This window comes from Thalassospira sp. MCCC 1A01428, assembly GCF_002115825.1.
In the GTDB taxonomy this organism is placed as follows: domain Bacteria; phylum Pseudomonadota; class Alphaproteobacteria; order Rhodospirillales; family Thalassospiraceae; genus Thalassospira.
In genome coordinates this window covers 1-21,217 of the sequence record NZ_JFJZ01000034.1, presented here as the reverse complement: position 1 = coordinate 21,217, position 21,217 = coordinate 1, and the positions used below count along the sequence as shown (strand labels likewise).

The window sequence follows — 21,217 nt, the reverse complement described above, 5'->3', positions numbered from 1 at the left end:
TAATTAATAATATCCAGGATAAGTTCGGGGTAAGCATGGCCGACCAGTTTGATTTGGAATGCCGCGATGTTGTTAAGAAATTTGGCCAGTTTACGGCTGTGGATCAGGTTTCACTGACCATTCCGCAAGGGTCTTTTTTTTCCATTCTGGGGCCAAGCGGCTGCGGTAAAACAACTCTTTTGCGTATGTTGGCAGGGTTTATCGAACCAACGGCGGGTGATATCCTGATTAAGGGAAAATCGGTCCTGGGTGTTGCGCCTAACCGGCGCCCGGTCAATATGGTGTTTCAACATCTGGCCCTGTTCCCGATGATGAATGTTGCACAAAACGTTGCCTATGGATTGCGTCGGCGCGGGGTGGGCCGCGCCACTATTGATAAAAAGGTTGCTGAAACCCTGGCCCGTGTAGGTTTGCCCGATTCCGGGCAAAAACAGATCAGCCAACTATCGGGTGGCCAGAAACAACGTATCGCCATTGCGCGTTGCCTTGTACTTGAACCGGCTGTTTTGTTGCTTGACGAACCGCTAGGCGCACTTGATTTGAAATTGCGCGAGCATATGAAAGTCGAGCTAAAACAGCTTCAGCACGAAATTGGCACCACCTTTGTTTATATTACCCATGATCAGTCTGAAGCCCTGGTAATGTCCGATCAGGTTGCGGTGATGAATGCGGGCCGGTTTGAACAGGTTGGCACCCCGCAGGAGCTGTATTATCAGCCTGACACGCCATTCGTTGCCGGGTTTGTCGGCGAAAGCAATCGCTGGCAAGGGACGTTTGAAACTGTTGCAGATGGCAAGGCAATTATTCGCCTTGATAGTGGTGGTGTTATTTATACCGATCCCACGCAAGTCACCAACCCTGACCTGGTTGCGGGACAGCGGATGGATGTTTTTGTTCGGCCCGAAGCCATCACCATTGCGGCCAAGGGCCAGGGGCCCGTCGCAACATCAGGTCTTAATGCAATGCAGGGACGGGTTGAAAACCTGTTATTTAACGGCGCTGCCAGCAGTGTCCAGTTACGCGAAACCACAACCGGACACGAAATGAACGTGGCCTTGCCGCAAACCGGGGCGTTCGCAGGATTGCGCAATGGCGATGAACTGGATTTAAGCTGGAGTGCTGGCCAGACAAAATGCTTCCCGAATACGAAACCGGCCCAGGCAGATGCAAGCGGCGAGGCAGTCGCATGAAGAACGCATCGGGTTCTGTTGCTGGTGGCGGCTTGAAACTGGGCGTGTTGCTGATGGCGACGCCATTGCTGCTGTGGCTGCTATTGCTGGTGATATTACCACATCTTGATTTGCTGATGGTGTCGTTACGCGAACGTATTTCGTATGGCAAATATGCGTTTAGTTTTACCAATTATATCGAGTTTTTTACCGAACCACTTTATTGGAACACCTATGTCCGTACCGCGACCATGTCGATTTTGGCAACCGCGCTGACATTGGTAATCGGTTTTCCGATTTCCTATTATATTGCAAAGGTGATGCGGGGCAGGGGCAAAAGCGTTTTGTTTCTGATGTGCCTGATCCCGTTCTGGGTCAGCGAACTGGTGCGTACCTTTGGCTGGATGATTTTGCTGCGCGAAAGCGGCGTTATCAGCCATTTCTTGCAGTGGGCCGGGCTGGTCGATGGTCCCGTCGAAATGCTGTATAACGATGTCACCATCATGGTGGGGCTGGTTTATACATCAATGCTGTTTATGGTGGTGCCGCTGGTATCTGTTCTTGATAGCCTGGACGACAGCCTGATCGAGGCCGGTTACGATCTGGGCGGTAACGCCTTTACTGTCACCCGCGATATTGTCATTCCCCACGCCATGCCCGGTATTGCATCAGGCTGTATTGTTGTTTTCATGCTGACACTTGGCAATTATCTGACGCCAAACCTTCTGGGCGGCAAAAGCAGCCTGTGGTTTACCGAACAAATCTATACCCAGTTCATTACCCGGTTTAACTGGGAATCAGGGTCGGCTTTCGGGTTTTTATTGCTGGTGTTGTCGTCGCTAATTGTTTGGTTGGGATTAAAGCTTAGCCGCCAAACATTATCCGATACCGTCGGCTAGGGGGCCATTATGATACCTTCCATTCCGCAGTCGCGTTATGCCAAGGGCATTTATGGTGCCTATGTAACGTTGTTTTTTGTCTATCTGGCCGCGCCGTTGGTGGTTGTGGGTGTGTTTGCCTTTAACGATAGCCTGTTTCCCTCAATGCCGTGGGAAGGTGCGACGCTGGCGTGGTTTTTTGGTGATACGGCGCCCTATATTGGTATTTTCCACGATAGCGCGTTGTTGCGGAGTATCGGCACATCGGCCTTTGTTGCGGTATGGGTGACGCTGTTATCGGTCACCGTTGGCACCTGTAATGCATTTTTGTTCGAGCGCGCCCGCTTTCCGGGCAAAAACCTGCTGTATATGCTGGCTATTTCACCGCTGGTTATTCCCGGTGTGATTTTAGGGATTTCGATTCTGGTGTTTTCCAACGCCATTGCCAATGGTGTTGAAGAAGCGATTGGTTGGGATCTGGACTTTTTACGACCCGGTCTGTTTCTGGTTATAATTGGCCAGTTTGCTTTCATCACCACAATCACGACTCTGGTGATATCCGCTCGCCTGCGCAAATTTGACATTACGCTGGAGGAAGCGGCCCTTAACCTTGGCGCAAGCCGGGCGGACGCCATTCGCACCATCACCATTCCCTATTTGAAACCGGCCCTGATCGGGGCTGCGATTGTTTCGTTTCTGATGTCATTTGAAAATTTCAACACCACCCTGATGTTGGTGGGGTCGGATGCCCCTTTGACAATTGCGATGTTTGACCGTTTAAAACAGGGATCGACCCCGGCGCTAAACGCCCTGTCACTTTTGTTAATGGTGGTTTCAGGTGGCCTTGCCTTGATATCGGTTTTTGCCCAGCGAGACCGTAGTTCCAAATAGGCATTGTGGTAATTGGCTTTCCGATGCGTTGTTTCAAGCCAATTAATCAAATGCAAATGTCAAAGGGTGTTAACCAGAACCGGTTAACACCCTTCGTCTTTTTGGTCTGGCGCAACCTTGTCTTTATCATACCATCAAGGCGTTTTCTCTTGCACTTTAAATGGTGCAATTTCAGCCAAAATCTTTACGACGTACGAGTGGTTGAACAAGCAAAAAGGTTCAGTGGTTTTCATTTGTCGATTCGATTGAAAACCGCTTTTATTTATAATTAAAAAATTTAATTCAACCTTTGAGTATGAATATTGCCCTTTATTTTCTAAACACGGCATATTTACTGATATTTCAGATTGATGACATTTTTCAATCATTAAATTTAAGCAGTTGACGTTCAATTTTAAAATTGATTCGACCTTTTTTATTGTTCATATGAAAATAAATTGTGACTTTTGCTGTAGAAATGAACCTTATTTTTGTCCTAAATAGAAGTTTCCGAAAACTGTCATTTGAGTGAATTGCCATCGCATTGGATAAACATGCGTGTTGTTTGGGCTGCGAACAGGGCAGCCAAAGCGAGCGATTTTTTTATTTGGGAGATTACGGAATCATGTTTCGCAAAACGCTGATGGCGGCTGCGGCGTTGCTTGCAATGGCAAATACTGCCAGTGCAGCAACCGAAATTACCTGGTGGCACGCAATGGACGGCGCCCTTGGTGATGTTGTTAACCATATTGCCGACGATTTTAACAAGAGCCAGTCCGAATTTAAGGTCGTTCCGATCAACAAGGGTGGCTACGAAGATACAATGACAGCTGGCATCGCAGCATTTCGCGCGAAAAACCAGCCCAACATCATTCAGATCTTTGATGCCGGTGCTGCCACCATTATCAATGCCAAGGGTGCTGTTTATCCGGTGCAGGACTTGCTGGAAAAATATGGCTCGAAATTTGACATCAATGATTACATCCCCGGTGTTCGATATTTCTATGCGGATTCCAAGGGTAAAATGATCGGCATGCCGTTCAACAGCTCGACCCCGCTTCTGTATTTCAATAAAGACGCGCTTGCCAAAGCAGGCATCCAAAACCCGCCGAAAACCTGGCAGGAATTTGAAGAAATAGCCCCGAAGCTCAAGGCTGCCGGTTACGAAGGCTTTGCTGAATCGCATAGCCCCTGGATCTTTTTTGAAAACTTCATGTCCCGTCATAACCTTCAGATGGCAACCGCCAATAACGGTTACGACAGCACCGACGTCAAAATCCTTTACAACAATGATGACCTGAAAAATCATTGGAAAAAAATGAAGGAATGGAAAGACGAGGGTTATTTTGGTTATTACGGTCGCGCCTGGGGTGCAAACCAGGATGCCTTCCTTCAGCAGAAAGCGGCGATGTGGCTGGGCTCGTCGGGCTCGTTCGGTGGTTTGCGAAAAAGTGCGACCTTTGATTTTGGTACATCCACCCTTCCTTACTGGAAAGGTGTTGGCGATGCCCCGAAAAGCACCTTTATCGGTGGTGCATCCCTGTTTGCGTTCTCGGGTCATTCCGATAAAGAAAATAAAGGCGTTGCTGAATTCTTTGAATTCCTGACCAAACCGGAAACCCAGTATTACTGGCACAAGGAAACCGGTTACGTTCCGATCACCACGGCTGCTTATGAACTGGCCAAAAAGGACGGGTATTATAAAGAAAGCCCGGATGCCGAAGTTGGCATTCAGCAGCTTTCCGAAGAAGGCGGCGAATGGACCAAAGGTTATCGTCTTGGCTTCTACGTTCAGATCCGCGAAGTGATCTATAACGAAGTCGACAAAATGATGAATGGCGAAGAAACCATTGATCAGGCTTTTGACGTGATCGAAACCGAAGGTAACAAGCTGCTGGGTCGTTTTCACGATACCTATAGCAACTAATTTATCCTGCGGGGCAGGGCGGCATTTTATAGCCGCCCTGTTTTTTTGTTTTCCTGTTTGCGTCAGGCCGGGATCCGTTATGAAACGCGTTCAATTCGGGCATAGCCCGGTACCCTATCTTTTTGTGGCACCTCAAATCATAATTATTGCCATATTTTTTCTTTGGCCGGCCGCCCAGGCGGTCCACCAGTCCTTTTTGCTGGAAGACGCCTTTGGCATGTCTTCGCAATTTGTCTGGTTTCGAAATTTTGAAGATGTTTTATCCAGCCCCAGCTGGTTGAAATCGGCCGGTTTTACCGTTGTTTTCTCGACGCTGGTTGCTGTTTTATCAATTGCGATTTCGTTATTTTTAGCAGTACGCGCCGACGAAGTTATTCGGGGGGCCAAGGTTTACAAAACCTTGTTGATGTGGGGCTATGCGGTTGCGCCACCGGTCGCCGGTCTTTTGGGCATCATGCTGTTTAACCCGTTGATGGGCGACCTTTACATCCTGTTTAACAAGATGGGTCTGGATTTTAACCATATTCAGAACGGCAATGACGCCACCTTTGTCGTGGTGCTGATTGCGGTGTGGAAACAGGTTAGCGTCAATTTCATATTCTTTTTGTCGGGTCTCCAAGGCATTCCAAAGTCAGTCACCGAGGCGGCAACGCTGGACTGCAAAAGTCCCGAACGCCGTTTCTGGACCATTACGTTTCCGCTTTTGGCACCTACCACATTTTTCCTGATGGTCATTAATCTGACCTACGCCTTCTTTGAAACTTTCGGGATTATCGATGTGTCAACAAAGGGTGCACCGGGCGGGGCAACGGCAACGCTTGTTTACAAGGTTTACGTGGATGGTTTCCTGGGGGCGGATATGGGGGGCAGCTCAGCGCAATCTGTACTGTTGATGATCATGGTCAGCGTTTTGACCGTGTTCCAGTTCCGCTTCATTGAACGCAAAGTTCACTATTAACAGGGGGTATCGTTATGTATCAGTCAAAATGGCGGTCCCTGACCAACCATGTGATCCTGATTTTAGGCTCGCTTTTCATGATCATGCCGGTCTGGATTGCCTTTGCGTCCTCGACCCATACACGGGAATTTCTATTTCAAAACGGGTTGCAATTTTTGCCCGGTGGGCATTTTTTCGAAAATTACGGCAAAATCCTGTTTGACCAAAGTGCGACCAAAGGCCGGGTCACTGCGCTGCAAATGCTGTTTAACAGCATGGTTCTGGGGCTGGGTTTTGCCATTGGCAAGGTCATTATTTCCATGATGGCGGCCTATGCTATCGTCTATTTCCGCTTTCGCCTGGCGATGCCGTTATTTTGGGTAATTTTCGCCACCTTGTTGCTGCCGCTTGAGGTTCGCATTGTACCGTCTTACGAAGTGGTTGCAAAACTCGGCCTGCTTAACAGCTATACCGGTTTGATTTTGCCGCTTATTGCATCGGCCACCGGCACATTTTTCTTTCGTCAGTTCTATCGTTCAGTGCCTGACGAATTGCTTGAAGCGGCCCGTCTGGACGGGGCAGGGCCGTGGCGGTTTTTCATCGACATTCTGGTGCCGCTGTCCGTCACCATGATCGCGGCGATCTTTATCATCATGTTTGTGGTTGGCTGGAACCAGTATCTATGGCCGCTTTTGATGACCACCGATGATCAGCTTTATACCATCGTGATCGGCATTAAGCAGGTTTACAATTCGCTTTATGAAGGCGGGCAAATTCCGCAATTTCCCAAGGCTTTTGCCTTAACGATCATGGCTTCCATTCCGCCGGTTCTGGTGGTGGTGATATTCCAGCGCATGTTTGTCCGGGGGCTGGTTGAAACTGAAAAATGATATTTATTTCAAAAGACTAAACCAAACTTTTAAACAAAACATATCAGTCCCGGTGACGACAGGATAACAAGATGGCAACGTTAAATCTAAAGCAGGTCGAAAAAACCTACGCCAATGGCTACAAGGCAATTCACGGTATTAATCTTGAAATTTCCGACGGTGAGTTTGCTGTTCTGGTCGGGCCGTCGGGGTGTGGCAAGTCAACCTTGCTGCGCATGATTGCCGGGCTTGAAACCATTTCGGATGGTGAAATTTCAATCGGCGACCGGGTTGTAAACACCGTGGCCCCGGCTGATCGCGATATTGCCATGGTGTTTCAGAACTATGCGCTTTATCCGCATATGTCGAACTATGCCAATATGGCCTATGGCCTTAAAAACCGGGGTTATAACAAGGACGAAATTGATCGCCGCGTACGCGAAGCAGGCACCATTTTGCAGCTAACAGAATTACTGGATCGCAAACCCCGGCAATTATCGGGTGGGCAGCGCCAGCGTGTTGCGATGGGACGGGCAATTGTGCGCGAACCAAAGGCATTTTTGTTTGATGAACCTTTATCAAACCTTGATGCCAAATTACGTGTCGACATGCGACTGGAAATTAAAAACCTGCAACAACGCCTTGGTACTACATCGGTTTATGTTACCCATGATCAGGTCGAAGCCATGACATTGGCCGATCGGCTAATTGTGATGAATGGCGGGGTGGCCGAACAAATCGGTTCGCCGATTGATATTTACAACACACCGGCCACCCGTTTTGTCGCAGGTTTCATTGGATCACCATCAATGAATTTCCTTGATGGTCGCGTGTCAAATGATCGTAGCCACGTCGTCCTGACAGACGGTACCCGCCTCGCGCTTGACCATAATGTTGCGGAAAATCGCGATGTTGTTGTCGGTGTGCGTCCGGAACATCTTTCCATTACCACGCCAACCGAAAGCAGCATTGCTGCAAAGGTTCGCATTACCGAAAGTCTTGGGGCTGAAACGCTTGTATATCTGACATTTGGCAGCAAAAACGAAGCTATTACCCTGCGAATGCAAGGTACCCATACATATGCTGCCGGTGATGAACTGACCCTATATTCAAACCCTTCACAAATTCACTTGTTTGATCAGGCCAGTGGGCGGCGCATTTAACCAGCACTGTTTGTTGTATTGCCATGTAAACCACCCGTGCAGATCACGGGTGGTTTTCTTTTAAGCCATAGGGCTGCGCATGTGCTGCTTTAGGGAAAATACGATTTTGTCCTTGTTTCTGCCATGCTGAAACGGTAGTTCCATGCCTGAGCAAGACAGGAGAACGACCTTGAACTCTGATCAGAAAAGCGCGCTTTATGCGGATGCCATGAAAGAACTGGCCAGCATTACCGAAGGCGAAGCCAATGTGACGGCATTGATGGCGACAGTAAGCTGTGTTCTGGCCGAAAAGTTCGACTATTATTTCTGGACCGGGTTCTATATCGTTGATCCAATCAAACAAAATGAATTGGTGGTTGGTCCGTATCAAGGAACACTTGGATGCCTGCGCATTCCGTTTGGCCGAGGGGTTTGTGGCACTGTTGCCTCAACCTTGAAAAGCTGTGTGGTTGACGACGTACATGCCTTTCCAGGGCATATTGCCTGTGACAGTCGTTCCAATTCGGAAGTCGTGGTACCTGTGCTTGACCCGTCCGGAAAACTGATCGCGGTTTTCGATGTAGACAGTGTAGAAACCGGGTCCTTCGACGAGATTGATCAAACCGCACTTGAAGCTATAATGGCGCAGGTTTTTGCGCGCTGATCGCCAAGATTTATTCGCCGGTTCTGGAACGGAATCGCAAACTAACAACGAACTTTGGAAGATAACCGATGGCAGGCAGTGTCAATAAAGTCATTCTCGTTGGTAATCTGGGCCGCGACCCGGAAATCCGTTTTACCCAGGCAGGCAAAAAAATTGCCAATTTCAGCATCGCGACCTCCGAACAGTGGCGGGATCGCCAGTCCGGTGAACGCCGCGAGCGAACCGAATGGCACCGGATTGTTGTTTTTAACGAAGGCCTGGCCGATGTTGTTGAGCGCTTTGTTAAAAAAGGCAGCAAATTGTACATCGAAGGCGTTCTGCGTACCCGCAAATGGCAGGGCCAGGACGGCAAGGATAACTACACCACAGAAATCGTCCTGGAAGGCTTTAACAGCGCGCTAACAATGCTTGATGGTCGCGGTGACGGTGGTGGCAGTGGCGGCGGTTCATCATCAGGTGGCGGCTATGGCGGCGGCGATAGCGGCGGTTACGGCAATGACGGTGGCGGCGATGCCGGCTGGGGTAATTCATCCTCGCGCAGCAGTGGTGGCGGCTCTGCCCCAGGTGGCGCCCCTGATCTGGACGATGATATTCCTTTCTGAGGCAAATGCTGGGTTAACCAATACCCCTTGCGATTGCAAATAAACAAGACACAGGCAGTACCGTTATGGTGCTGCCTTTTTTTATCGTTACAAACTGGGAACTTGTTGATATGAAAATTCAGACAGTTCATTTTGTGACGTCTACCCACAAACCTGCCTATATCCTTGCTACGGAGAAACATATTTGATCGGCCCAATTTTTGGCAGCCCCGAGCCGGGCAAATTCTATGATATTCAGGATTGTGCCTATGCGGTTATTCCTGACGGCAAGGGGCGCCTCGGTGTGGTTAAAACACCCAAGGGTATTATGCTGATCGGGGGTGGTGTGGAACGGGGTGAAACAGGCAAGGTTGCCCTTAACCGCGAGGCAATTGAAGAAACAGGGTGTGGCATTCGGATTATTTCGCAAATCGGTATCGCGACCCAGTATGTCAATAACCGCGCCAAGGGCAAATACCGCCTTAAACGCGGGGTATTTTACATCGCTGAAATTTTGCAAAAAACCGTCGCCCAGATTGATCTGGACCACGAGTTTCTGTGGATGCCATCACTTGATGTTGAACAACAGCTGGTGCGACCTTTTCATCGTTGGGCCGTTCAATGTTCTTTGGAACTGTCAGCAATCCGATAGCCCGAATTGCATCTTCGTACTGTTGCAGGATCTTTATCGAACAGGGGCTTGATGGTGGTTTTTCGTTCTCTATCGAGCCGGGACAAAGCATAACAATGGTTGGGAAATTCCGAATTAATCAGGAATGTTTACAAACCGGCTTTTTTGATCTCTGAACACCTGTAAGATCTTTCGCAGGCCTTCTTCCTTTACGGTTTCAATGGCGTCGTTCAGGGCAATCCATTTGCGACCACGATGGGATTCCTCCCATTCCGTATCAGGTAATAAATCCGTCACCTGCATTGCAAAGACCTCAACATTACAACGCGCGCCCCATTTTTGGTAATGATAGGATCCGACCGCAGGTTCGTGCACCGTGCCAATGCATCCTGCTTCTTCACGTGCTTCTTTAACCGCGCTTTCAATTGCAGTTAAACCAGGGTCAATTGCTCCCTTCGGGATAACCAGATGTTTGCCACTGCTCGATAACGTCATCAGAATATCGATATCGGCATCGGGGCTGTGATCAGGCATGACCCGAAAAGGAATAACGGACGACTGATGATAAAAATAGGCTGGCCGTTTTCGTGTTTCGGTCCCGTTACGGTCGGGCCAGGCAAATTCCTGTGCAACGTCGGCCGCATCAATCATTTCGACAATTCGTCCCGATTCTGGCGACAGGCCGGACCATTTTCCCGAAACTTCAATCATGATCATCGATGCAGGTTTCATTGATGGAAACAGACGTTTTTTACGCAAGTCAGCCCCGGCAACAAGGGCGGGCAGGGCGCTGATACCAGGATTGTGCCCCACAATCAGAACATGCCTTGTTTCAGGATCAAGGGCTGTTAACGCGGCAAGCAGGGTTGATGCCGTGGCATTATAAAAATCTGCATTCGTCGTAATATCGGGCTTGATGCCAGGATACAGGGTTTTGTGCAGTTTTTCAGCCGAATGAACTGTGCGTTCTGCGGGCGACGCAATTATTTTATCGGGGTGCAGGTTCTTTTTATCCAGAAAAGCACCGATACGCTGAACGTTTAATTTGCCCTCTTCGGTTAACGGACGGCAAAAATCGCCCCTGGCGTCGTAGGTGACAGTTTCACCGTGCCGCAAAAGGGTGATTAAACGTTTCATTCAGGTGCCCTTGAAAAAGAATTAAAATGCCAGCCCGCCATATATGAGGGCAACCGGCTTTTATTTGCATGAATAATATGGGATCAAATTGTCAGGTTAAAATGGTGCACAAGATCAATTGTGCCAATATCTTCAACAGTTCGCTAGGTGTGGCGCCGTATTGCACATATCGGCAAGGGATGCCATGAAATTTTTATGACTGCCCCATGCATACCCCAGCCAGAACAGGCTGATCACCTTACGGAAGCATTTCCCCATCGACATAAAGCCATTTTCCGTTGTGGCGCAAGAAACGGGAATTCTCGTGCAATGTTTCGCGGCGGCCATTTTCGGTAAAGCTGGCAATGAATTCAACGTAACCGGTGTTTTCAAATAATCCGCCGGCTTCTGTCTTGACGATTTCAAGGTTGGTCCAGCGGCATTTTTGCCGCGAAACTGTCCTGACCGCAAATTCATGGGCTTTTTCTTCGGGCACGGTTTCTGCCAGGTATTGGCCCAGACCCAGGGCAAAAGCACAATAGCGCGACCGCATCAGTTGAACCGCTGTCGCAGGAAGCTTGCTTCCCGCATGAAATGGCTGGCAACATTTGCCATAGGTTTGCCCGGTGCCACACGGGCAGGCAGTGGTCGATGTTACAGCGATGCTGGTCGAATTTGACATGGCAAACAGCGTCCGTATCTGGGGGCCGAAGAAGGACAAAAATCATGGAACAGAAAGGGCTTCACAGCGTTGTGAACATAGAGTGATTGCGTCAGAAAGCAAATTGCCTTTTTTTCGCCTTATATCGTTTCTACCGTGACTTTGCGGGAAATGATTATACCTGACTTTTTTAGTGGGGTATAATCGATAGAAGGTTGATATTTGGTCCTAATCCATAAGTCGGGATGTGCGTTTTTATCTTGACGAATTTACTCGGGATTAGATATATTAACTTTCAGAAAGCGGGTGGGGGCCCATTAGGCACCGCCGGATTTAAGTCCGGCCAGGTTTTGGCGGACGTAATGTCGATTTGCTTCAAAGTAAGGATGAGACACATCATGAATACCCAGTTTTGCATCAGGCGTCCTCTTCCATAGGCTTTTTCGAAATGGCCCCGTTATGCTGTTGTTGCATGTTTAGCCATTTCTGCCTGTGAAGTGTTTCAATTACACATGATTGAGGTTTGCGTAATAATTGCCGGTACTGACCCGTCCCAATGTGACGAAACCGGTTTGCGTTGACCTCTCAGGAGGACAAAACCATGAGTACCCTTAAATTACCTGCCGTTCCCCAGGATGACGGCTTTTCTGGATATCTTCGCCAGGTATGGAAATTCCCGATGCTGACTGCTGACGAGGAATACATGCTGGCACGGCGTTATGTCGAACATGAAGACACCGACGCCGCCCACAAAATGGTGACCAGCCATTTGCGCCTTGTTGCCAAAATTGCCTTTGGCTATCGCGGTTACGGCTTGCCGATAACCGATCTGGTTGCCGAAGGGAACACCGGCCTGATGCGCGCGGTACAAAAATTTGACCCTGAAAAAGGCTTTCGCCTGTCAACTTATGCGATGTGGTGGATCCGTGCCGCCGTGACGGAATATATCCTTCACAGCTGGTCAATGGTCAAACTTGGCACGATGGCAGCGCAAAAGAAACTTTTCTTCAGCCTGCGCAAGGCCAAGAAACAGCTTAATATCTATGACAATGGCGAATTGACCCCGGAACAGGCGGGTCAGGTTGCAGAACGCCTTGGCGTGACCGACAAGGAAGCGCTGGACATGAACCGTCGTCTGGCGGCACGTGATTTTTCGTTAAACACGCCCATGCCCAAAGATGAAGGCATGGAATATCTTGATACGCTGGCCTCGGATTCACCATCGCCTGAAGCACTGGTTGCGGATTCAGAAGAACGCAATTTGCACAATGGCATGCTGAAAAATGCCCTGGGTGAGCTGCCGGACCGGGAACGCGAAATTATTCTGGCACGTTTTTTAAGCGATGATCCGATCACACTTGAAAAACTTGGTGAACGTTTTGGCGTCAGCCGTGAACGCGTCCGCCAGCTTGAAGCCCGTGCATTCAAGAAGTTACAGGAATCTGTTCTGACCCAACATCAGGCTGCTTGATAGCAATTATCTAATCTGATGGATCAGGCGTATATCAAGGGTGGCATTACGATGCCGCCCTTTTTTGTACCTGAAGTTTGGCTCAATCGGAAAGGCGGGCCATGCGTTGCTGTTGTGATTTTCTGATCACTTCAATGGTTTTTTCCCATAATCCATATGTTTCAAGGGCATCGGGGTCTGCCCATATGGAGTCAATCGCATCATCACCGGGCGTGGGGCGGGTTGATTGCTGTGCCGCATCGGCACTAAAATCAATCAGTGTATAATGATAACGGGGCTTGCCATGCTCTTCGCCCTGAACAATCAAATCCACAATTTCAAGAAATTCAATATTGTTGATGCGAATTGACGTTTCTTCAAACACTTCGCGAATCAGGGTTTCGACTACGGTTTCCCCCAGTTCCTGCGCGCCACCTGGCAGGCTCCATTCTCCGGCTTTTGGCGGTTTACCCCGCCGTATCAATAAAACCTTGTTTTGATGCCAAACTACACCCCCAACGCCGATTAAAGGCCGGGTGGGGTTATGCCGGTCCCCGGGGTTTGTCATTTATTCGGAGCCATCATCTTCATCTTCAAGGTCGGGGTCAGGCAAATCGCTTACGATTTTTCCAGTCATTTCATGCGCCTGAATAACTGTGCGCCCCAAAAACTGTTCGTCTGATTGCGGGTGCAGAGACATAACAAAATCTGCCGCTGGCGCATTCTCTGCCGCATATTTTCGGGCGGTTTCATAATTTTCCGCCCGCACATTGGTTGTGTTGATGCGCACAGCACCCGCGTCGTCATAAATATATTCAACAATCCAGACCTGCAAAACGGCTCCTTTTCGTTGGTTTCTGTTTGTTTGGTTGCACTGCAAAAGCGCTTGCTGTTATCACTATTCCAAACAGGCAGGCTGCGACCTGCGTGTTATCGGGGAAGTGCTGTCGCAGCAATGCCATATTTTTTCGGGCAAACTTTAAAGACATATTTGCAGTGTGTTATCGCACTACAACCTATCAAAGGTGATAAATGAACGCCAAGCGTGATGATGCTCCCGATGCCAATAATACTTCGCCAACCCCGCCACTTCCGTCTTTGGGTGTTATTGGCCGGTTGCGGACCTATTTTTTAACCGGGGTTCTGGTTAGCGCGCCACTGGCAATTACCTTTGGCCTGGCGTGGTGGTTTATCGAATTTGTCGACGGCTCGGTAATGCCGTTAATTCCGGCAAAATATAACCCGGAAATATACTTGCCCGAGGCTTATCAAAGTTACGGGATTCCCGGTTTTGGTCTGCTGGTAATTGTCATTGCCATTACACTGGTTGGCTGGCTTACCACCAATTTCGCCGGACGCGCCCTGATCAAGGTCTACGAACGTATTCTCGGTCGTATTCCTGCAGTGCGTAGCATTTACGGTGCAATCAAGCAAATTCTGGAAACCGTGCTGGCAAATCAGTCCAATGCTTTTCGTCAGGCTGTGTTGATCGAATATCCGCGGCGCGGCATGTGGGCAATTGGCTTTATTACCGGTGAAACCAAAGGCGAAGTTCAAAATCTGACCGAAGATCAGGTTATCAATGTGTTTTTGCCGACCACACCAAACCCGACATCGGGATTTCTGCTTTTTGTTCCCAAGCGGGACGTTGTTGTCCTTGATATGACTGTGGAAGAGGCCATTAAAATGGTCATGTCGGGTGGTATCGTAACGCCGGTTGACCGCCGTCCCAAAGATTTGCAGGAAAAGCCGGTGGTTTCGGCACGAACCTATGAAGATCTGGATGTTTTGCGCGAAAAGGAAAATGCGCCGATACTTGTGACACGTCATGAAGTCGCGAACGATAGTCCGGATAGTACGCAAAGCACGAACGGGGCAAGCGCAGACAAAACAGAAAACGCCTAAGGTTATTCGGCGTTGCTGTGATCAAACAAAACAGGGCAGGACATTATGTTCCTGTCCTGCTTTCTTTTAGCCAATGGGCATTTCAATTAGGAACGCAAATATACTTAATTCAAACCTCATTGACCGCAATCACCCCATAAGGCAAGGGGTTGGGCGTCGGGTTTACCGAAAGTTGGCATTAGCCGGAGCGGAAATACCGCACAGCTTCGTCGCGCTCAAACAGGTATAACAAAAAGCGTAATGATTGGCCGCGTGGGCTTTGCAAATCGGGGTCACGATCAACAATCAGCCGGGCATCATCGCGCGCAATAGCCAATAAATCGCCATGTAAATCCAGGCTGGCGAGGCGATAGGCCTGAAGGCCGCTTTGCCGGGTTCCCAATACTTCTCCGGCACCCCGCAAGCGTAAATCTTCCTCGGCAATGATAAAGCCGTCTTCAGTTTCCCGCATGATTTTAAGTCGTGCCCTGGATATTTCGCCCAGCGGCGCACCATAGAGCAACAAACAGGTCGACGCCCCGGCACCACGACCAATGCGACCGCGGAGCTGGTGTAACTGCGCAAGACCAAAACGTTCGGCATGCTCAATTACCATAATCGTGGCTTCGGGCACATTTACGCCCACCTCAATCACGGTTGTGGCAACAAGGATCGACAAATCGCCATGAGCAAATCTGTCCATGACGATATCCTTGTCCTTGCCTTTCATTTTGCCATGTATCAGGCCAACGCGGCCTTCACCATACTGGTCGACCAGAATGCGATGTCGCTCCTCGGCGGCTTGCAAATCAACGATTTCGGAATCTTCTACCAGCGGGCAAACCCAGTAAATCTTTGCGCCCTGGCGCATGGCACGTCCAATGCCTGCGGTTACTTCTTCTACCTTGTCAATTGGTAGCACACGGGTATCAACCGGCAGGCGCCCGGGCGGCTTTTCATCTAGCCGGGAGACTTCCATGTCCCCAAATGCCGTCAGGGTCAGGGTGCGTGGTATGGGGGTTGCCGTCATCACCAGCACATCCACGGCTGTGCCTTTTGCTGCCAGCATCAGGCGTTGATGCACGCCAAACCGGTGCTGTTCATCCACTACGGCAAAGGCCAGGTCGTGAAAGGCAACACTTTCCTGGAACAGGGCGTGCGTGCCAACCGCAACGGCAAATTCACCGCTTGCCAAACCATCAAGAATTTTCTGCCGGGCCTTACCTTTATCCCGCCCGGTCAGCAAGGTGCAGGTCACCCCGATCTGTTCGAGCATGGGGGCAATGGTTTCAAAATGCTGCCGGGCCAGAATTTCGGTTGGTGCCATCAGGGCAGCTTGCCGCCCGGTTTCAACGGCATTTAACATCGCCATCAAGGCCACGACCGTTTTACCCGAGCCAACATCGCCTTGCAAAAGCCGCAACATACGGCCTGTGCTGGCCATATCGTCGTTAATTTCTTTAAGGGAACGTTGCTGTGCGCCGGTTAGCGCAAAAGGCAACATTTTACCAAGCAATTGGCGCAACCTGCCATCACCCGCAATAGACCGACCGCCCAGCTTTTTCATTTTCGCCCGGATCAGGGTCAGTGCCAGTTGATTAGCCAGTAATTCATCATAGGCCAAGCGGCTGCGGGCTGCATGGTCGGGTAACAGGTCGCGGTCTTCTTCAGGTTTATGAACCTGAAACAGCGCCGTTTTAAAATCGGGCCAGCCATGGCGCTTTTGCAAGGCGGGGTCGTGCCATTCCGGCAAATCGGGAACGTGGCCCAGCGCGCTTTGAATAGCTTTGGTCAGGGTTTTTCCGGTGACCCCGGCAGACATTGGATAAACCGGCTCGACCGTCTGGATAGCGTCACGCTCGGCTTCGGTGCCGATCCGGTCGGGGTGGGTGATCTGGTATTCCCCGCGGTAGTGGTCGATCTTGCCGGAAATGATCCGTTTTTCGCCTTCGGGCAAAACCTCGTTAAGGTATTTTCCCCGCGCATTAAAAAACACCAGCGTGACAAAACCGTCGTCGGTGCGACAAATGATGCGATAGGGACGCCTGCGGTCAGGCGATGGTTCATGGCGTTCAACAAAAACGTCCAGCGTAACAATCGCGCCATCAACAGTTTCCGTCAGGGGCGGCGAAAATCGCCGATCGATCAGGCCGGAGGGCAGGTGCCACAATAAATCCACCAGATGCACGCCGCCAATCAACCGTTCGACGAGCGGCTTTAACCGCGGGCCAATACCTGGCAAGCTGTCTATTTCAGCAAAAAGCGGGAACAGGATTTCCGGGCGCATAGGCTTTATACTTAAAACTCAAAAAATGGAACATTAGAAGAACAAATACTTGTTTCTGTTCGGTATACAGCATATTTTCACGTCCGCAACCATCGAGTTGGGCCACAGTCGCAAATCCGGCCCTTCACAGCATGGACCAATTTGGCAAATTGCCTTACAACGCTAGGCCTTGACCCTAGGCCATTGCCGGAAAGCGACATTGTGCCATATCTGGACATGCGCGCAAACAGTGACAGGAGAATACGGCCCATGACTGACCATGACAATGCACTGGAATTGCGGCGTAAAAAATTGCAATTTCGCGGTGCCCATCGCGGGACCAAGGAAAACGACATTCTGGTTGGCCGTTTTATGGATGCCCATTTGGCAACCCTGACAGAACGTCAACTTGATGACTTCGAATCCCTGATCGTTGATGTGCCGGAAGCTGATTTTTTCAAATGGGCCACCGGCAAGGAAAAAGCGCCAGCAGCCTATGACACCGATGTTCTGGCCATGATTAACGAACTTAGCAACGCCAAATAAGACATTGAATAATATTACAGATATCGTCACACGCACCAATCATACCCGGCTGGGTGGGGTGCCGGAAGGTTACGATGCGCTTTTGCTGCGCGAAGTTATGGATGCAGCAAAGGACAAAGGCACCATATTGCATATTGCGCGCGATGATAAACGCATGGCGCAAATGGCCGAAGCCTTGCATTTTTTTGCTGGCGAAGTTGAAGTCCTGTCATTTCCTGCGTGGGATTGCCTGCCATATGACCGTGTTTCGCCCGTGGCCGATGTTACCGCACGCCGGGTTGAAACCCTGTCTGTCCTGGCCGACCCCAGCCAACGGGTCGGAGAGTTCGGGCGCATTGTACTGACAACGGCCGCTGCCGTGATGCAGCGTGTGCCGATGGTCGAGGTAATGCAGCGTGGCAAGCTAACCTTGAAAACCGGGCAGGATTATTCCCGCGCTGATCTAACCGCCTATTTTGAACGCATGGGCTATGGCCGTGCCGAACAGGTAATGGAACCGGGCGATTATGCTGTCCGTGGCGATATCGTTGATATTTTTGCGCCAGGCATGAAGGAGCCGGTCCGGCTGGATTTTTTCGGTGATGAAATTGAAAGCATTCGCCGATTTGATGTCGAAAGCCAACGCACAGTAGGTCGCATCGGTGAAATATCGCTGTTACCTGTCGGCGAGATATTTCTCGACGCTGACACAATTTCGCTTTTTCGCAGCAAATATCGCGAATTATTTGGCAATGTTTCACAAACTGATCCATTATATGAATCAATTAGTGCCGGCCTGAAATATGGCGGCATGGAGCATTGGTTACCTTTGTTTCATGACGGTCTGGATACCATTTTCACCTACTTGCCCGATGCAATTATCAGCCTGGATCATCAGGTGGGCGAGGCGATTGATAATCGCCTGGAAATGATCGATGATTATTTTCAGGCCCGTCAAAATATTAAAGGCGGCGGTCTTTCGGGCGATAGTGTTTATAAACCTGTTCCGCCAGAACGGCTTTATCTCGACCACGCCGAATTTGAACGTAACCTTGCCGGGCGGCTGGTGCTGGATCTATCGCCCTACGTTGAAGAAGAAAATGCCGAACGGGGCGTTTTTGATATGGGCGCACGCAAGGGCCGCGATTTTGGCGATATTCGCGCCCGTGCCGACGTTAACCTGTATGACGAATTGCGTGATTTTATTTCGGCCCAGCGGGGCAAACAGAACAAGGTTGTTATTGCATCCTATTCCGATGGATCGCGCGACCGCATGGTGTCGCTTTTGCGTGAACACGGGGTTGGCAAGGTTGTTACTGCCGAATGCTGGGAAGATATCACCGATGATCTGACTTCGGAGCATTGCGCCGTCGTCATCCTTGATATTGAGCATGGTTTTCGTCGCGAAGGCCTGTGGTTTTTAACCGAGCAGGATATTCTGGGCGACCGCATGAGCCGCCCTGGCGGTCGCCGCCGCAAGGCTGAAAACTTTTTGCGTGAAGCATCGGAAATAGCCGAAGGCGACCTTGTAGTTCACATCGAACACGGTATTGGCCGCTATCTGGGCTTAATGACGGTAACCGCCGGTGGCGCCCCGCATGATTGCCTGCAACTGGAATATGATGGCGGTGACAAGCTGTTTGTTCCGGTAGAAAATATCGAAGTTTTATCGCGTTATGGATCCGACGAAGGATTATCGATCCTGGATCGTCTTGGTGGTGCCGCATGGCAGGCCCGCAAGGCCAAGCTGCGCGAACGTATTCGCGATATGGCCGACAAGCTGATCAAGGTTGCTGCTGCCCGCCATTTGCGCAAGGGCGAAGCCTTGACCGTGCCCGAAGGCACTTACGACGAATTCTGCGCGCGGTTTCCTTTTACCGAGACCGAAGACCAGGCCCGTGCCATTCACGATACGCTTGGTGATCTGGCGGCAGGCAAGCCAATGGACCGTTTGGTATGCGGTGATGTGGGTTTTGGGAAAACCGAGGTTGCCTTGCGCGCTGCATTTGCCGCTGTCATGTCGGGAAAACAGGTTGCCATTGTTGCTCCAACCACTTTGTTGTGCCGCCAGCACTACCTGAATTTCAAGGAACGATTTAACGATTTACCTGTCCGGGTTGAACAGCTTTCACGCCTGGTAACCGGTAAAAATGCCAAGCTGGTGAAAGACAATCTTGAAAGCGGCCATGTTGATATTGTTTGTGGCACTCATGCATTATTAGGGCAGGGCGTTAAATTTAATGACCTTGGCTTACTGATTGTTGATGAAGAACAGCATTTTGGCGTCAAGCACAAGGAACGCCTTAAAGAACTTAAAACCGATGTGCATGTGCTGACTTTAACCGCTACGCCTATCCCGCGTACTTTGCAACTGGCCCTGACCGGGGTGAAGGAACTGTCGATCATTGCAACACCACCGGTCGACCGTTTGGCGGTGCGAACATACATCACCCCTTATGACCCGGTTGTGGTGCGCGAAGCGATTTTGCGCGAACGTCACCGTGGCGGACAAATTTTTTATGTTTGCCCGCGTGTGTCTGACATTGGCCGGGTGGCAAAGGAGCTTGAAACACTGGTTCCTGAAATCAAGTTTGATGTGGCGCATGGGCAAATGGGCGCACGCGACCTTGAACAGGTCATGACGGATTTTGTGGAACGCAAATTTGATTTGTTGCTGGCAACCAACATCATTGAATCGGGTATTGATGTTCCCAATGCCAATACCATGATTTTGCACCGTGCAGACATGTTTGGGCTGGCGCAGCTTTATCAGTTACGCGGGCGTATTGGCCGTTCAAAACAGCGCGCCTATGCCTATTTAACCCTGCCCAACGGTAAAAAGCTGACGGCGACGGCGATGAAACGCCTTGAAGTGATGCAAACGCTGGATAGTCTGGGGGCCGGGTTTAACCTGGCATCACATGACCTTGATATTCGCGGGGCCGGTAACCTTCTGGGTGAAGAGCAATCCGGCCATATCAAGGAAGTCGGGATTGAACTTTATCAGCAAATGATCGAGGAAGCCGTGGCCGAGGCCAAAGGCGAAATCGATGATGCCGCTGATGCCGGGTTTGTTCCGCAAATCAATATCGGGATGCCTGTTTTGATTCCGGACCGTTTTGTTCCTGATCTTGGCGTGCGACTGGGCCTGTACCGCCGATTGTCTGAATTGCGCACGCGCGAGGAAGTGGACCAGTTCGGTGCGGAAATGATTGACCGGTTTGGCAAACTGCCCAAGGAAGTTGAAAACCTGTTGGACGTTGTAACCATCAAACTATGGTGCCGCAGTGCCAATGTCGAAAAACTGGATGCCGGGCCCAAGGGTGCGGTTATCACGCTTCACAATAACGAATTCCCGAACCCTGCCGGTTTAATCGGTTTTATTCAGCAACAGGTTGGCGTAGCGCGTTTGCGGCCGGATCATAAAATTGTTTATATCGCGGGCTGGGATGGCCCGATGGACCGGCTGGATGGCGTCAAACGCCTAATGCGCCGGTTGTCGGAAATTGCTGCCAGGGCCTGAGCAGAATTTGAAATGATAACCTCTTGATACAAGAATGGCGGCACCGGAAACGGGCCGCCATTTTTCATATTCTCAGGCTATATGCTGTTACGGCGTGAGTGTGGCTGGATTCAAAATTCAAGTG

19 protein-coding genes are annotated in these 21,217 nt (G+C 50.1%); 14 read left to right on the top strand and 5 right to left on the bottom strand.

All coding sequences use genetic code 11. The annotated features are described in order from the left end of the window. Positions 1 to 35 precede the first annotated feature (35 nt). The 10 genes from THS27_RS19795 to THS27_RS19750 all read left to right on the top strand — a co-directional run bounded on the left by THS27_RS19795 (position 36) and on the right by THS27_RS19750 (position 9,689). Positions 36 to 1,190, top strand: a complete 1,155-nt coding sequence (locus THS27_RS19795) for an ABC transporter ATP-binding protein (protein WP_085593796.1) — start codon at positions 36 to 38, stop codon at positions 1,188 to 1,190. Continuing rightward, complete coding sequence (locus THS27_RS19790; RefSeq protein WP_085593795.1) at positions 1,187 to 2,068, top strand: ABC transporter permease; 882 nt, start codon at positions 1,187 to 1,189, stop codon at positions 2,066 to 2,068. Before THS27_RS19795 ends, THS27_RS19790 begins: the two co-directional genes overlap by 4 nt. Positions 2,069 to 2,077: 9 nt before the next feature. After that, complete coding sequence (locus THS27_RS19785; RefSeq protein WP_085593794.1) at positions 2,078 to 2,938, top strand: ABC transporter permease; 861 nt, start codon at positions 2,078 to 2,080, stop codon at positions 2,936 to 2,938. Positions 2,939 to 3,542: 604 nt separating this feature from the next. Next, positions 3,543 to 4,844 carry a sn-glycerol-3-phosphate ABC transporter substrate-binding protein UgpB gene (gene ugpB / locus THS27_RS19780; protein WP_085593793.1) on the top strand — a complete coding sequence of 434 codons (1,302 nt, stop codon included), beginning with the start codon at positions 3,543 to 3,545 and terminating at the stop codon, positions 4,842 to 4,844. A 79-nt stretch (positions 4,845 to 4,923) separates the two neighbouring features. Continuing rightward, positions 4,924 to 5,802, top strand: a complete 879-nt coding sequence (locus tag THS27_RS19775) for an ABC transporter permease subunit (RefSeq protein WP_085593792.1) — start codon at positions 4,924 to 4,926, stop codon at positions 5,800 to 5,802. Between the two features lie 14 nt (positions 5,803 to 5,816). Continuing rightward, a complete protein-coding gene (gene ugpE, locus THS27_RS19770) occupies positions 5,817 to 6,671 on the top strand; it encodes a sn-glycerol-3-phosphate ABC transporter permease UgpE (protein WP_085593791.1) in 855 nt (284 codons plus the stop codon). 71 nt (positions 6,672 to 6,742) lie between these two features. Continuing rightward, entirely contained in the window at positions 6,743 to 7,813 is a 1,071-nt protein-coding gene (locus tag THS27_RS19765; RefSeq protein WP_085593790.1) for a sn-glycerol-3-phosphate import ATP-binding protein UgpC, read from the top strand. Positions 7,814 to 7,982: 169 nt separating this feature from the next. After that, on the top strand, positions 7,983 to 8,456 hold the full coding sequence (locus tag THS27_RS19760; protein WP_210402953.1) for a GAF domain-containing protein: 474 nt from the start codon (positions 7,983 to 7,985) through the stop codon (positions 8,454 to 8,456). A gap of 68 nt (positions 8,457 to 8,524) precedes the next feature. Beyond that, on the top strand, positions 8,525 to 9,058 hold the full coding sequence (gene ssb / locus THS27_RS19755) for a single-stranded DNA-binding protein (RefSeq protein WP_085593788.1): 534 nt from the start codon (positions 8,525 to 8,527) through the stop codon (positions 9,056 to 9,058). Between the two features lie 184 nt (positions 9,059 to 9,242). Then, entirely contained in the window at positions 9,243 to 9,689 is a 447-nt protein-coding gene (locus THS27_RS19750) for an NUDIX domain-containing protein (protein WP_085593787.1), read from the top strand. Between the two features lie 114 nt (positions 9,690 to 9,803). Here THS27_RS19750 and THS27_RS19745 read toward each other — a convergent pair whose 3' ends face one another. After that, positions 9,804 to 10,805, bottom strand: a complete 1,002-nt coding sequence (locus THS27_RS19745) for a histidine phosphatase family protein (protein ID WP_085593786.1) — start codon at positions 10,803 to 10,805, stop codon at positions 9,804 to 9,806. A 238-nt stretch (positions 10,806 to 11,043) separates the two neighbouring features. Continuing rightward, positions 11,044 to 11,466: a YchJ family protein gene (locus THS27_RS19740; RefSeq protein ID WP_085593785.1), complete on the bottom strand. Its 423-nt coding sequence runs from the start codon at positions 11,464 to 11,466 to the stop codon at positions 11,044 to 11,046. Between the two features lie 580 nt (positions 11,467 to 12,046). On the opposite strand from THS27_RS19740, the gene rpoH reads away from it, so the two are divergent. Next, on the top strand, positions 12,047 to 12,916 hold the full coding sequence (gene rpoH / locus THS27_RS19735) for an RNA polymerase sigma factor RpoH (RefSeq protein ID WP_085593784.1): 870 nt from the start codon (positions 12,047 to 12,049) through the stop codon (positions 12,914 to 12,916). Positions 12,917 to 12,998: 82 nt separating this feature from the next. Here the strand turns inward: rpoH and THS27_RS19730 are convergent, their stop codons facing one another. Together THS27_RS19730 and THS27_RS19725 are read right to left on the bottom strand one after the other, a co-directional pair. Next, complete coding sequence (locus THS27_RS19730) at positions 12,999 to 13,463, bottom strand: NUDIX hydrolase (protein ID WP_085593783.1); 465 nt, start codon at positions 13,461 to 13,463, stop codon at positions 12,999 to 13,001. After that, a complete protein-coding gene (locus THS27_RS19725) occupies positions 13,464 to 13,730 on the bottom strand; it encodes a hypothetical protein (protein ID WP_085593782.1) in 267 nt (88 codons plus the stop codon). Between the two features lie 197 nt (positions 13,731 to 13,927). Here THS27_RS19725 and THS27_RS19720 point away from each other — a divergent pair, with 197 nt between their 5' ends. Continuing rightward, positions 13,928 to 14,800 (top strand): DUF502 domain-containing protein, encoded by an 873-nt coding sequence (locus tag THS27_RS19720; RefSeq protein WP_085593781.1) that lies wholly within the window; start codon positions 13,928 to 13,930, stop codon positions 14,798 to 14,800. Positions 14,801 to 14,978: 178 nt separating this feature from the next. Here THS27_RS19720 and recG read toward each other — a convergent pair whose 3' ends face one another. Continuing rightward, on the bottom strand, positions 14,979 to 17,066 hold the full coding sequence (gene recG, locus THS27_RS19715; protein ID WP_085593780.1) for an ATP-dependent DNA helicase RecG: 2,088 nt from the start codon (positions 17,064 to 17,066) through the stop codon (positions 14,979 to 14,981). 249 nt (positions 17,067 to 17,315) lie between these two features. On the opposite strand from recG, the gene THS27_RS19710 reads away from it, so the two are divergent. Together THS27_RS19710 and mfd are read left to right on the top strand one after the other, a co-directional pair. Further along, positions 17,316 to 17,591, top strand: coding sequence for a succinate dehydrogenase assembly factor 2 (locus THS27_RS19710; protein ID WP_085593779.1), 276 nt, complete (start codon positions 17,316 to 17,318; stop codon positions 17,589 to 17,591). A gap of 4 nt (positions 17,592 to 17,595) precedes the next feature. Further along, a complete protein-coding gene (gene mfd / locus THS27_RS19705; RefSeq protein ID WP_139835676.1) occupies positions 17,596 to 21,093 on the top strand; it encodes a transcription-repair coupling factor in 3,498 nt (1,165 codons plus the stop codon). Positions 21,094 to 21,217: the final 124 nt, after the last annotated feature.

Excerpts from the sequence above, each read along its gene's own strand:
- THS27_RS19795 (WP_085593796.1), top strand. The coding sequence starts at position 36 with ATGGCCGACCAGTTTGATTTGGAATGCCGCGATGTTGTTAAGAAATTT.
- THS27_RS19790 (WP_085593795.1), top strand. The coding sequence starts at position 1,187 with ATGAAGAACGCATCGGGTTCTGTTGCTGGTGGCGGCTTGAAACTGGGC.
- THS27_RS19785 (WP_085593794.1), top strand. The coding sequence starts at position 2,078 with ATGATACCTTCCATTCCGCAGTCGCGTTATGCCAAGGGCATTTATGGT.
- ugpB (WP_085593793.1), top strand. The coding sequence starts at position 3,543 with ATGTTTCGCAAAACGCTGATGGCGGCTGCGGCGTTGCTTGCAATGGCA.
- THS27_RS19775 (WP_085593792.1), top strand. The coding sequence starts at position 4,924 with ATGAAACGCGTTCAATTCGGGCATAGCCCGGTACCCTATCTTTTTGTG.
- ugpE (WP_085593791.1), top strand. The coding sequence starts at position 5,817 with ATGTATCAGTCAAAATGGCGGTCCCTGACCAACCATGTGATCCTGATT.
- THS27_RS19765 (WP_085593790.1), top strand. The coding sequence starts at position 6,743 with ATGGCAACGTTAAATCTAAAGCAGGTCGAAAAAACCTACGCCAATGGC.
- ssb (WP_085593788.1), top strand. The coding sequence starts at position 8,525 with ATGGCAGGCAGTGTCAATAAAGTCATTCTCGTTGGTAATCTGGGCCGC.
- THS27_RS19745 (WP_085593786.1), bottom strand. The coding sequence starts at position 10,805 with ATGAAACGTTTAATCACCCTTTTGCGGCACGGTGAAACTGTCACCTAC.
- THS27_RS19740 (WP_085593785.1), bottom strand. The coding sequence starts at position 11,466 with ATGTCAAATTCGACCAGCATCGCTGTAACATCGACCACTGCCTGCCCG.
- rpoH (WP_085593784.1), top strand. The coding sequence starts at position 12,047 with ATGAGTACCCTTAAATTACCTGCCGTTCCCCAGGATGACGGCTTTTCT.
- THS27_RS19730 (WP_085593783.1), bottom strand. The coding sequence starts at position 13,463 with ATGACAAACCCCGGGGACCGGCATAACCCCACCCGGCCTTTAATCGGC.
- THS27_RS19720 (WP_085593781.1), top strand. The coding sequence starts at position 13,928 with ATGAACGCCAAGCGTGATGATGCTCCCGATGCCAATAATACTTCGCCA.
- recG (WP_085593780.1), bottom strand. The coding sequence starts at position 17,066 with ATGCGCCCGGAAATCCTGTTCCCGCTTTTTGCTGAAATAGACAGCTTG.
- THS27_RS19710 (WP_085593779.1), top strand. The coding sequence starts at position 17,316 with ATGACTGACCATGACAATGCACTGGAATTGCGGCGTAAAAAATTGCAA.